The sequence below is a fragment of the Actinotignum schaalii genome (genome assembly GCF_028864145.1).
Lineage (GTDB): Bacteria > Actinomycetota > Actinomycetes > Actinomycetales > Actinomycetaceae > Actinotignum > Actinotignum schaalii_B.
In genome coordinates this window covers 1-12044 of sequence record NZ_JARBHJ010000050.1, presented here as the reverse complement: position 1 = coordinate 12044, position 12044 = coordinate 1, and the positions used below count along the sequence as shown (strand labels likewise).

10 protein-coding genes are annotated in these 12044 nt (G+C 55.3%); 7 read left to right on the top strand and 3 right to left on the bottom strand.

What is annotated here, in order from left to right:
• Positions 1–103: 103 nt before the first annotated feature.
• Positions 104–388 (bottom strand): hypothetical protein, encoded by a 285-nt coding sequence (locus PWJ82_RS09040; RefSeq protein ID WP_274736333.1) that lies wholly within the window; start codon positions 386–388, stop codon positions 104–106.
• Positions 389–1360: 972 nt separating this feature from the next.
• Positions 1361–2389: a class II fructose-bisphosphate aldolase gene (gene fbaA / locus PWJ82_RS09035; RefSeq protein ID WP_274736335.1), complete on the bottom strand. Its 1029-nt coding sequence runs from the start codon at positions 2387–2389 to the stop codon at positions 1361–1363.
• A 246-nt stretch (positions 2390–2635) separates the two neighbouring features.
• Between fbaA and PWJ82_RS09030 the strand changes: the two genes are divergently transcribed.
• The 3 genes from PWJ82_RS09030 to PWJ82_RS09020 all read left to right on the top strand — a co-directional run bounded on the left by PWJ82_RS09030 (position 2636) and on the right by PWJ82_RS09020 (position 5921).
• Positions 2636–3475, top strand: a complete 840-nt coding sequence (locus PWJ82_RS09030) for a Sir2 family NAD-dependent protein deacetylase (protein ID WP_274736331.1) — start codon at positions 2636–2638, stop codon at positions 3473–3475.
• A 4-nt stretch (positions 3476–3479) separates the two neighbouring features.
• The gene (locus tag PWJ82_RS09025; RefSeq protein WP_274736329.1) at positions 3480–5240 is read left to right on the top strand and encodes a hypothetical protein; all 1761 of its coding nucleotides are present in this window, start codon (positions 3480–3482) and stop codon (positions 5238–5240) included.
• A gap of 114 nt (positions 5241–5354) precedes the next feature.
• The gene (locus PWJ82_RS09020; RefSeq protein ID WP_274736327.1) at positions 5355–5921 is read left to right on the top strand and encodes a hypothetical protein; all 567 of its coding nucleotides are present in this window, start codon (positions 5355–5357) and stop codon (positions 5919–5921) included.
• Here the strand turns inward: PWJ82_RS09020 and PWJ82_RS09015 are convergent.
• Positions 5918–6328, bottom strand: coding sequence for a hypothetical protein (locus PWJ82_RS09015; RefSeq protein ID WP_274736325.1), 411 nt, complete (start codon positions 6326–6328; stop codon positions 5918–5920). The genes PWJ82_RS09020 and PWJ82_RS09015 overlap by 4 nt on opposite strands.
• A gap of 42 nt (positions 6329–6370) precedes the next feature.
• On the opposite strand from PWJ82_RS09015, the gene PWJ82_RS09010 reads away from it, so the two are divergent.
• From PWJ82_RS09010 to PWJ82_RS08995, 4 genes are all read left to right on the top strand, one after another.
• Positions 6371–6868 carry a hypothetical protein gene (locus PWJ82_RS09010; protein WP_274736323.1) on the top strand — a complete coding sequence of 166 codons (498 nt, stop codon included), beginning with the start codon at positions 6371–6373 and terminating at the stop codon, positions 6866–6868.
• A 149-nt stretch (positions 6869–7017) separates the two neighbouring features.
• A complete protein-coding gene (locus tag PWJ82_RS09005) occupies positions 7018–8928 on the top strand; it encodes a Dam family site-specific DNA-(adenine-N6)-methyltransferase (protein ID WP_274736321.1) in 1911 nt (636 codons plus the stop codon).
• Complete coding sequence (locus PWJ82_RS09000) at positions 8915–10708, top strand: AlwI family type II restriction endonuclease (protein ID WP_155875788.1); 1794 nt, start codon at positions 8915–8917, stop codon at positions 10706–10708. The genes PWJ82_RS09005 and PWJ82_RS09000 overlap by 14 nt, the downstream gene beginning before the upstream one ends.
• A 168-nt stretch (positions 10709–10876) precedes the next feature.
• Complete coding sequence (locus PWJ82_RS08995) at positions 10877–11950, top strand: AAA family ATPase (protein WP_274736318.1); 1074 nt, start codon at positions 10877–10879, stop codon at positions 11948–11950.
• The last annotated feature ends 94 nt before the right edge of the window (positions 11951–12044 follow it).

The following is a 12044-nucleotide window of genomic DNA, read 5'->3' as shown; positions in this document are numbered from 1 at the left end:
TACCCATATCAACATGGAGCGCCCGTGGGAAGACGGTCTAAACATCCGTAAAGGCCGGATCGGGAGCTAACGACACGCCGTCATTAGCAACTATTTTTGTCTATTAACCCTCTAAGCGTGCCGAAGATGCCGCATCCGCGGCCCGATCGGCGGTCTCGCCGGCCGCGTTGGCGTTTTCACCATTCGCGTTGGTTCCGGATTCGTTCGTTCCGCTCGCAGAATTGGCATCATCTGCCACCACACGCACGTTCGCGGCCATGGCCGGCGCGGTCAGCGGAATCGCTCCACCCACCGCGACGACGGCAGCAATAAGTGCCGCCACCGCACCCGTGATCAACCGGTGCACCGCGACTCGCGAACGCGCCGCTCCCGTTCTCAATTTTTGCATTCTTAGATCCCTTATTAGTTACCCGTTCGTACCGGATTCCGCCCCGGTGGCGCGGTGAGACACCCAAACACGTGGCCCAGTTGCGGAAACACCTTGATTTCTCGAGGCACTCCCGGCGCCCCGTGATTGTAAACCATGTGGAAGGTGTTCATGCACGACTTAAATAACTATGTGGTAAATCTTATCTTCCGAGGTAGCTGTCTCAAAGTGTGGCCATTGATGCTAGTGGTGGCGGTGTGGTGGCGTGATGCCGCGACGGCGGGCGGCGTCGATGTCGCGGAGCGGCGGCGGCGTGGCGGCGGTGTGGTGGCGCGGCGGGAATCCCACACGTCACACGAGTCTCACGAACCTAAGTAGTCACACGCGTCCCGGAGTAGGCGGCATGTGTTGTCAAAGCTGTAGTGCATATGTCGTACATGCGAAGTACATCTCGGAAAAACACACGACCCCCCGCCTGCGCGGCGGGCCGGCACAGCAACTCGGCTCGGCAAAGTGCGCATTCTGGACATTGACCCCCGCGAAGTGCGCATTTCGAACCGTGGTGCCCGTCAAGTGCGCGTAAGGAACATGAATTTGCTCTGAAACAGTGCTCTCCCGCGCACTTTTTTTCGAGGGCCACCGGGACTAACCACTATCCATCTATTACTGCCCAGCAAAGTGGTACTCGACAACGGCGGAACGCGCAAAGTGGTACTGCACAACAGAAAATCGGGGGTTGGCTGTAGCTCCAGTACCACTTTGCGATCCGGCATGATGACGGGCAACCCGCATCGCCATCAGCCCCGCAAATTGAAGCTTTCCAACGCGAAAGAGGGCAAAGCGAGCAAAGAAAACATCGGAAAAGACGCACGAAGTGCAGCACAAGGGGCTGGTAGCCTAGATAAGCTACCAGCCCCTTGTTACGCAGAACGTGCCGAACCGCGAACGGCACACGAGCACGCCCGCCTCACGAACGGCCCGAAAGCGCCACCCTTACTTCATGCGGGTACCGGTGGAGCCGAGGCGCTCGCACGCTTCGACAACGCGAGCGGCCATGCCGGCTTCGGCGGCCTTGCCCCACGAGCGCGGGTCGTACTGCTTCTTGTTGCCCACTTCGCCGTCGATCTTGAGGACGCCGGAGTAGTTGGTCAGCATCCAGTCGGCCACCGGGCGGGTGTAGGCGTACTGGGTGTCCGTGTCCACGTTCATCTTGATGACGCCGTTTTCCACCGCGGTGCGGATTTCTTCGGCGGTGGAGCCGGAGCCACCGTGCATAACCAGATCGAAGGGCGATTCCTTGCCAACCTTGGCGCCGACTTCCTTCTGGATATCACCGAGGATTTCGGGACGCAGCTTGACGTGGCCGGGCTTGTACACGCCGTGCACGTTACCGAAGGTCAGCGCGGTGATGTAGCGGCCGTTTTCGCCCAGGCCCAGCGCTTCAACGGTCTTGAGGCCGTCCTCAGCGGTGGTGTAGAGCTTTTCGTTGATTTCGCCGACGACGCCATCTTCTTCGCCGCCCACAACACCGATCTCAATTTCGAGAATGGTATTGGCCTTCTGGGAGAGCGCCAGCAGTTCCTTGGCGATTTCCAGGTTCTCCTCCAGCGGCACGGCCGAGCCGTCCCACATATGGGAGTTGAAGTAGGTCTGCTTGCCTGCCTTGTGCTGCTCAGCTTCGAGCTCCATGAGCGGGCGGATCCAGGAATCGATGTTCTGCTTGGCGCAGTGATCCGTATGCAGGGCGATGGTCACATCGTAGTTCTTGGCGACGGCGCGCACGTACTCCACCAGGGCGATGGAACCGGCCACGCGATCCTTAACGGTGGAGCCGGAGAGGTATTCGGCGCCGCCCACGGACACCTGGATGATGCCGTCCGATTCGGCTTCCGCGAAACCGCGCAGGGCAGCGGTGGCCGTCTGGGACGAGGTGACATTGATGGCCGGGTAGGCGAACTTATTCGCCTTGGCGCGGTTGAGCATTTCGTCGTACTGTTCGCGGGTTGCAACAGCCACTGAGATCTCCTTTATTCGGCGTTCCTCGAACCATCTGTCCGAGAGGTTTTCTGTGTGAGCACGCGAACCACCGCAATGTGGCGAAGGCTCCGTGCGAGTGCCGCGACCGGCACTCTTTGAGGGTTCCTCAAACAGGTTTTATTATCCCACGTTTGGCTCTGCCGTGCCCGGACCTTTGCCCTGAGGCGAAAGATTCACCCCACCACGCATTCGGGTTACGATGAGCGAGGAAGCCAGCACGAGGGAGTCACCATGATCACCAGCGACACCACCGAGGCCGCACGCGAACTAGCCGAGCTCATGGCCGGGCGCACCACCGTAGTTATCGCGGGTGCGGGCGTTTCCACAGCTTCGGGCATTCCCGATTACCGCGGCACCGGTTCCTCCGATGTCCCCTCCATTGATTACGATGCTTTCGTTTCGGATCCGGTGTGGCAGCGCTGGGTGTGGCAACGTAATCAGGAAACGTGGCGCGCGCTGGACGGCGTCGTCGCCAATAATGCCCACACGGCACTGGCGCGTTTCGAAAAAGCGGGCCTCATTAACGGCGTCGCCACTCAAAATGTCGATAATCTCCACCAGAAGGCCGGTTCTACCAGGCTCGCGGAACTGCACGGGAATTTTTTGCGGGTCGTATGCGTGGAGTGCGGGGCGGAGTTCCCGCGCGCGGAGATTGCCGCGCAGCTCGACGCGCTCAACCCGGGGTGGCCGGAGGATCCCGATCCCGCACACGTCGCGATTTTGGCTTCCGCGGACCGCGCCGGTGCGGAGGCCTCCACGTTCCGGGTGGCACCGTGCCCCCGCTGCGGCGGCTTGCTCAAACCCGCGGTGGTATTTTTCGGCGAGGCGCTGCCGCGGGCGGCGATGGAGCAGTCTTTTGCGTGGGCGCGCGAGGCGGATCTTGCGCTGGTGGTCGGTACCTCGCTCGCGGTGCTGACCGGTTCGTGGGTGCTCGGCGAAGCGCTCCAGCACGGTGCGGCGTGCGCGATTATTAATATCGGCCCCACCACCGCGGATCGTTACGCCGATCTGCGCGTGGAGGGGGACGTGGGGACGGTGCTCGCGGGCGCCGCGGATCTCTTAGGGGCGTGAGTCCATGCGTGGTTCAGCTTTTAGTGACGACGACGGCGCACGCGGCTGGTTCAAACGCCGCCGCCAACGTAAACGTGCCCAGGACCTGGCGGAATGGCAAACCCGCACGCACCGCTCGGCGTTTTCGGAAAGTCCGTCGCGCGCCGGTGCCGGGTCGGCCTTCGGGGAGCCGGAGGGTGAACGACGGCCGGTAGTGGCGCGGGCGAAGGAGGGCGCGCGCACTCGCCAAGGCTCCCGCACGAAACCGCATCCGCGCGATGAGCGGGCGATGCGCCAGGCTTACGCAAGTTCTGCGCAACTGCTGCCCACCGTCCCGCCACTCCCCTATCCCACGAGCGCGAGTGCGCAGGCCGGCGGCGCAACCGCGAGCTACGGCGCAACGCGGGTCAATACCGCGCCACCACCCGAGGAGCCGAAGAAAAAGAAGGATCGCGGCCTCTTCTGGTGGATTTTCATTGTTTTCGTGTGTTTCCCGGCCGGGTTTTTCCTTGCCGATATGGAAGATGAGGTGAGTGACCCGCCGGCCGAGGTGGGGAGCGCGCAGAGTGCTGAAGATTCCGGCGATGCCGGGGGCGCTGGGGCTGCCGCGGTTCCCGAGGCGGGCGCGCAGCCGCTGGCCACTTACGCCCCCGTCCCGCAAAATCTTGCCGAGGCGCGGGCGGTGCAGACTGACGCACGTGTTCCCGCCTTCCCGGATCAGCCTTTCGTTATCCCGGCCGGGCACGTTTTCGGCGGCTACAACGCCAAGGCTGATTCCACGAGCTTTTATGACACGGAAACCGGGCAGCTGCGCTACTCCCTGCCCGGGGAACTCAGCTGCGCGCCCGCTGGTGACACCGCGAATATGTGGTGCAAGCCGAATTCCTGGGGTAATTCTTACGCCAGCTCGTATATTTCGGACGTACCCGCCACTCTGCGCGCAGCCGCGGATGGCGCTGTGATCTGGGAAAGTGGAGAGGACGCGCAAGGCTTCGCGCCCGGGGTGCTACTCTCCGAGGCCGAGGGCCGCGAGGAACATTTTTCCTGGCTCTCCCCCACGGATGGCACGGTGCTGCATGAAATAACTCGTCCCGCTGCTTTCGGTAATTATCACGTAGCGCCGAGCGGGGAGGTACTCCTCCTTGAAACACGGGATAAGTCCACATATCTCACGGTTCTTAGCTCAACCGGACAGGAGCGCGGCGCTCTCGTTATCGAGGGTGCGGATGTTGGCACTGCAACCGTGGTCACTACAACCGATGGATGGTTCCTCCCCGAATTCAATATCTCCATTACGAATGAGGGTAAATTCTCACGAGGTACCGCTTTCCAGGGCGACGTGCGCGCCAAGGCGCCCTCATGTTTATCGCCGCAAGCGAGCACAGCGCAGCTACGCACAAATCTAGAAACGCTATTAGCAGACGCGCCCCGCAGCCCTACAGGAAACTCCTACGTGGGGATCTCTGCCTGCACGCCCGGTGGCATGGCGTATCTGGTGAGTTCATCGGCCCCTAATGCCAGGATCGTGACGAACGGGCAGATGCGGAAGCTACCCCTTTCAAGCGTTAGTTGGGATTTCCTGCCGCTAGGAAACGGCGCGGTGTTGGCCGGTTACCAGGCCGGCTCCCGCGACGGCACTTTCGCTTTCGATTGGAATCAGGGCGATGCCCCGGTGTGGTCCATCCCGGCCACCCTTACGGACGTTGTGCCCGGCTATGGCTTCTTCGGCACCGATTTCTCCACCCCTGATTCGGAGCCGGTCTATTACGCGCTGCGGGCGAAGTAGACCTTGAGCCTTTGCCGCGGCATTGCTAGAGTTTATTCACCAGAACCGGCCCGCCCATCCGCCTCGCGGATGGGTCAGGGCCGGTCTTCACATATCGAAGTTCAGCGAGGGCGCGTGACCGAAACAAAGTGGCCAGTCCCAAGCCAGCTCATCGTCGAAACTTTCGTGCTGCGCGAAACCACCATCGTGGATCCGTGCGAGCTAACCGCCCACCCAGCCACCCACCTGGTATCCATCGCGAGCGAGCCACGTGAAGCCGCCCGCTGCTGGCACCACCAGCAGCGCACCGGCAAATTCGCCGGCGAAGGCTGGATTTCCCTGGAACTCAACGGCCAGCAACTCATGCCGCGCGAAGCCTGGACGCATCTCGCGCTGTTCTGGCAGAGCATGCTGGACGCGGTAGAAAGCTATCTCAATACCGGCACCGGGCGTGGCGATTTCAGCGAGGAAACCGCCGGCTTTTCACTCACCCGCAGCGGGCAGCTGCTCATTTTCGAGCTCCGCGGCCAGCGCTACCTCGCCGAGCCACTATCTTTCCTACACGGTGTTTTGCGCGGCGCCAACCAGTTTTATCGGTGGGCCCGCGAGTACGTGGGTACCGTTCCCGCGGCCAGCCTGGACTACGTCACGCAACTTCAGGCACGCCTTGCGGCGCTTACCGCCGCTCGCAACTCGCGCTAATCCTCTGCGCCAACCCGCGGCGCCGGGTGCCGCTTGTCGATATACGCGCTGCACCCCATCGAGGTCACCAGCATCCACACCACCAGCAGGAACGACGGCCACCGAATCGATTCGTACGCGTACTGAAACACCAGGAAGGATAGCCCGGCAATGATTCCGTAGCCGGCGTCGAGGAGGTACTCGAAGCGCCGCGGCGTCCGCCCCACCGCGCGCGTCATGTAGGAACTGGCGATGCTAAAAAGAATAAGTACGACGACGAAGCTCCATAGCGGGAAGGAATGCCGGCCAGCAAAGCTAACTACCGAGAGAGCGAACCCGAAGCCGACGAGGAGGATAATCAGAAAGCTAACAATCTTGCCGATGGGGACTTTCCTACTCAGCTGCCGGTGCTGCGGTGCATCTGCCATAGACCGTTCCCTTCGCCGTTGAATATCGGCAATAATTATCCTATGAACCAGGATGCCGCACAAGAACCTAAGGAGCAGCCCACAGACACCACGCACTCATCCGCAGATTCCGTGAACGCACTCAAGAACCCTGAGAACTCTACTGAGAGCGCGTACCGCTACCGCAAGGGCGCTACTTTACTCATCGTGGTCGTTGCCGGGCTGGCCGCGGCCATACTCTTATTCTGGGCCACCGATGATCCGGAGGTGGAGATGTGGATGTTCTGGACTTCCACCCTCGTGTACCTGGCAGCGAGCGTGCTTCTCACCAAAGCTGCGGCAGCGTTGCGCCGGGTGCGTGGCGTGCGGAGTCCGTGGGGCTACGCCTTGGATGCCGTCTACGGCGCTTTCTTCGGCATCTCTTTCATCATCGCAACCGAGCTACCCCGCATCACACTCTTCGGTGGCCTCAACTGGTACTCCGCCCTGGCCTGGCTCTGGATCCTCGCCTTCGCAGTCTTCTTCAGCACCTACCTAGCCCAGCGGCATCCTCAAGAGTAAAAATCCCTGATCAAACGATCCACAGGACCCTCTTCATATAGAAGACACCGCTCCAAATACCGTCAGTCGAAACAGTACCCATTCCACGCACTTCTCGATAGCTACTTCGAGGGAGATCACACCCTCAACCGTTTGGTAGTATCGTCAGTGTGGCTGATAATTTGATTCCTCTAGAAGCGATACCTGAACATTCCAGCCAGGCGCGCCCGTTACTCAAATGGGCTGGGGGAAAAACTCAGCTGCTTCCGGAGCTGCTGGAACGAATGCCGAAAGATTACGGCAAGTATATCGAACCGTTTTTTGGTGGAGGAGCACTCTTTTTCGCCTCACGACCTCAAAGAGCCATAATCGGAGACATAAATCCGGAGTTAATCAACCTGTACACCGCGGTTAAGGATGACGTAGGCTCTGTAATAGACGCTTTAAAGATTCACCATAACGATGAGAGCTACTTTTACACCGTTCGCGCGCAAAACTGGGAGGAACTATCCCCGGCGGTTGCGGCCGCACGGACAATTTTCCTCAATCGCACATGTTTTAATGGACTATACCGAGTCAATCGTTCTGGACAGTTCAATGTACCTTACGGCCGGTACAAAAACCCTAAGATCGTTGATGAACATAACCTTTACGAAGTATCATCCGCACTGCAGGGGGCTGAAATAATTCAAGGCACCTACGAAGATATACTTCAGGCCAACGCCGAGCCAGGCGATTTCGTCTTCCTCGATCCTCCATACTTACCAACAGGTAAGTACTCCGACTTTAAGCGTTACACCAAAGAGCAGTTTTACGAGGAAGATCATCTCCAGCTAGCCCAGGAGATTAAGCGCCTACACGAACTCGGATGTTTCGTAATTTTAACAAATTCCAACCACCCGCTTGTTCACGAACTATTCGACGGTTTCCACATTGACATAGTTCAAACTAAGCGGTCGATTAGTGCAAAAGCCTCCAGCAGGTATGGAGAGGACGTCATTGTAACAATTCCTCCGAAACGGAAAGTGAATCTAGAAGCCTGCCGTGAACCCCTCGATAAACAAACACTCGCCTTCCCATCAACTCGATACATGGGATCCAAAAAGAAATTACTGTCGGATATCTGGGCTGTAGCCGAGCAGTTTGACTACGAAAACGTCGTAGATCTATTTTCCGGTTCCGGAGTGGTTTCATACATGTTCAAAGCGAAAGGAAAGAGCGTTCTCGCCAACGACTACATGGCATTTAGTGCAAATTCGGCTAAGGCACTCATTGAGAACTCGGGGGTTATTCTACCTTTAGACAAAGCATGCCGCCTCGTTGAGACCGATTTTAAAACTGATGGGTTCGTCTCCGAGACTTTCCACGAATTATACTACTCAGACGAAGATAACGCTTTCATCGATTCTATGAGGGCGGGCATTAAAACGATCAAGAATTCATACGAACGCTCAATCGCAATGGCGGCACTAATACGAGCGTGTCTAAAAAAGCGCCCGCGCGGAATTTTCACTTATGTCGGAATGCGCTACGATGATGGCAGAAAAGATTTACAGATGTCTTTTCAAGAACATTTCCTCAGAGCTGTCCAAGAAATAAATAATGCGGTTTTCGATAACGGCAAGCAATCGCTTTCGAGAAGAGGGGACGCGATGACTGTGCGTGCCGTACCGAACTCTCTCACCTACATCGACCCGCCGTACTACTCCCTCCGCTCAGACAACGAGTACGTGCGCCGTTACCACTTTGTTGAGGGACTTGCGCGCGACTGGAAGGGAGTCGAAATTCAAGAATCCACCCAAACAAAGAAATTCAAGTCCTATCCGACTCCATTTGCATCTCGCAAAGGCGCCTACGACGCTTTTGACCGTTTATTCCATCAGCATCGGAACTCAGTTTTACTCGTTTCATACTCCTCCAACTCACTGCCAACCCTTGATGAGATGGTCGAAATTATGAGCAAACATAAGCGAAACGTGGAAGTGCTTCCGATCAACTACAAATACTCTTTCGGAAATCAACACGCTCGAGTGGGTAACAATAGAAATTCAGTCCAGGAATACCTTTTTGTCGGATATTAAAATGAATCATGAGATCGATTTCAGCTTACGGCCTTGGCACCTAGCCAACACAACCTTGCGAAATCCTTTGCGGCTCAGAAATGCTTTACAAGCCCTCGTCGATGCCGGTTTCGAAGGCCGCATGGGTAAAGAAGAGGAAGAAGCAATTGCGAGAGCGCTCGATAACGCCGGTATTATTACGCTGAATCCTCGCACTAAAGATATCACTTCCATTTCCAGAAAATGGCGTTCAGGGCTCAGCAAACTAGGCTTTATCACCCCAGATTTCACGAAGTTAAAGGAGATTAGAGATCTTGACACAAAACAAATCCTTAACGAACTTGGAAAGCCATACACCGTCACCGAAAATGGACAACGCTTATTATCGGCACAGTCACTGCAAGCACAGCAAGAGGTCTTCTTGCGATCAATTTCAGCATTGAGCTTACCTAGCCCCCTTGAGCATAATTACGCATTCAAACCATTCTCGCCACTGCGACATATTGTAGGTATTTTAAGGCAGTTGAAGAAAAACGGAATAGAGCCATACATTTCGCGTCTTGAAATGGCCTCTCTTGTGATTTTCACTCACAATACTTCCGATATCGAAGCCATCTGCGACGAGATAATGGCGCTCCGAACCCGTCGAGAAAGGGCTGTTAGTAAGAGAAAATTCGATGTAGAAACTATGGAATCAGCTTTGGAACGCCAACGCACTCTTGGTGCATCACACAGTAATTACGGAACATTCTACGACTATCAAGACGTATCTTTCAGGTATCTTAAAATGACAGGGCTGTTCCAAGCTAAAGGACGTGGAATTAGTCTGGTCCCTGAAAAAAAGACCATTGCGCACGCGATCTGTGATAACTCCTATGATCCCCTCCCTGGGCCAGTTCGGTATATGCAACGACTTTTTAGCGGTGCCGAGCTTCCAACCGACAATATTCGTGGCGCTGTGTCCGTACTCGAAGACCTTATTAAAGTCGCGAAAGCCCGACGCCTCGCTTTCGACAAATCAAACTACGATTTAAGCACAGTAGCCGGTGCGAGTGCCGCGCGCTACGATCTGGACGCACTAATTTTTCAGAATAAAGAACTTGAATTCGCTTTGGAGCAGCCGCGAGAAATCGATGAAATATCGGCCTACCTTGCAATGCTAGATGAGAATAAGACTACCTACCAATTCGGAGACTACGAACTGAAGATTCCGAAAGAGGAGCGAGCCGCATACTTAGAGTGGACGTTGTGGAGGGTAGTTTTAGCTTTCGGCGATCTCGTCATTCCCCCAAATTCTGTTCGCCGATTCCACATTGATCAAGATTTCTTACCCATTGGCACTGCTTCTGGTGGTGGTGCAGATATAATTGCGGAATACGACGACAAGGTAATTGTGATAGAGGTTACCCTTACTGAAAGTTCGCGCCAGGAGGCTGCTGAAGGAGAGCCAGTAAGGCGTCACGTCGCCGACATGCTCGCCGCACATCGCACAGACGGAAAAGATGTTCTAGGTCTTTTTATTGCTCGGAACATTGATACTAATGCCGCAGAAACTTTCCGTGTTGGGACCTGGTATTTGAGCGATAATGACAAAGTTCGACTAGATATTGCGCCTCTCACTTTAAAACAGCTACGTATAGTCGTCGATTACGCAGGCCGGCACAAGACCCTATCTCCGCGAGTATTTTTCGAGCTAATCCAATCCGTTATGTCGAGCCGCGATAACACATCGGGCGCACCGGGATGGAAAGAAGAAATCGAATCTCACGTACGGTCAGTCTACAGTCCTCAACGTAGATGAAAAGCATCAGTTACAGTGCCTTGAAATTCTTGCATGGCACCGGACGGCAAGTTATCCCCGGTTTAGGACACGTTACCGAGCCTGCCTACTATCAGTGGATGAACATGGCCACTGGCCCGCCAGTCTCGGTACAATTAAACACGACCGAAAGCTGGCGAAGGAATGGGCATGAGCGATACAACTATGCGGCTGGCCGAATGGTTTTCAAATCGGCACTGGTGGCTTCAAAATGCGGCTACTCTTCTGCTTGAGCAAGCTACACTCACAGACGAAGACATTTCAAAACTTGCGCTACAATGCCTGCAAGAAGTCCAAGGTAAGTTACCCAAGCCAAGTTGTACTTTCCCCCTTTCCTCTTTCTCCCCAATCGGAGGAGATTCCCTACGACTATGCTCGATAAGTAATATCGAAGGCATAAACGCTCTCGCCCCGAAGAAACCACTTGAATTCTGTAAATGCAACAAATCTGAATTCAATAAGGATAACAATCTCACGATTATTTATGGCCATAATGGATCCGGTAAATCAGGGTATATCAGACTACTTAAACACGTATGCGGCGCACGTGAAAAGGGCATTTTACATAATAATGTATATAAACGCGACCGCCACAATAAGAAAGCCTGTATTTCATTTGTGCAAAACGGAATACAGAAGAGCTATATATGGTCGGACGATGGTGTCTGCAACGATCTTAGCAACGTTGAGATTTTCGACAATTCCTTTGGCAAGATATTTGTAGATAAAGGAGGCGAGGTAACCTACGAGCCGCCAATTCTATCATTTCTCACCTCACTCATCCAGTTATGTGAAAAAGTCGCAGCATCTCTCGAGGACAAAGCTAGTCGGCATCAATCAAGGAAGCCAAGTTTCCCTAGTGAAAAGAACGAAACAGCTGAAGGTCTATGGTATAAATCCATCAATGTCGATACTTCCACCCGAGATATCGACAATAATTGTACTTTTAGCGACAATGACGATGCCGAAATTCTGGCTCTACAGCAACGGCTTGCCGAATTATCCCCAGCTGACCAAGCTAAGCGGTTGGAACAAGAGAAAGTCCATATCGACCGTTTGGTTCGAGATGCCCAGACATACCTGGAACAATTGTCGACTGATAATTGCCGGAGAATTATTGCCGCAAAAGTCAATTTGATTTCCAAAGAGAAAGCAGCGAATATAGCTGCCGCAGAGACATTCTCCGGCAGTGAGCTGGAAGGCATCGGGGGTTGCGTCCGTTAGTGTGGTGTATCTGTATCCCGCGGTGATCCTCGTGTCGGCATGCACAAAGGCGACCATCGCGGGTACCTTTCGAATCAACTCTTACCTATCCTCG

What these genes read in the sequence shown, in the direction of transcription:
- PWJ82_RS09040 (WP_274736333.1), bottom strand. Translation starts at nt 388, where the DNA reads ATGCAAAAATTGAGAACGGGAGCGGCGCGTTCGCGAGTCGCGGTGCAC.
- PWJ82_RS09030 (WP_274736331.1), top strand. Translation starts at nt 2,636, where the DNA reads ATGATCACCAGCGACACCACCGAGGCCGCACGCGAACTAGCCGAGCTC.
- PWJ82_RS09025 (WP_274736329.1), top strand. Translation starts at nt 3,480, where the DNA reads ATGCGTGGTTCAGCTTTTAGTGACGACGACGGCGCACGCGGCTGGTTC.
- PWJ82_RS09015 (WP_274736325.1), bottom strand. Translation starts at nt 6,328, where the DNA reads ATGGCAGATGCACCGCAGCACCGGCAGCTGAGTAGGAAAGTCCCCATC.
- PWJ82_RS09010 (WP_274736323.1), top strand. Translation starts at nt 6,371, where the DNA reads ATGAACCAGGATGCCGCACAAGAACCTAAGGAGCAGCCCACAGACACC.
- PWJ82_RS08995 (WP_274736318.1), top strand. Translation starts at nt 10,877, where the DNA reads ATGAGCGATACAACTATGCGGCTGGCCGAATGGTTTTCAAATCGGCAC.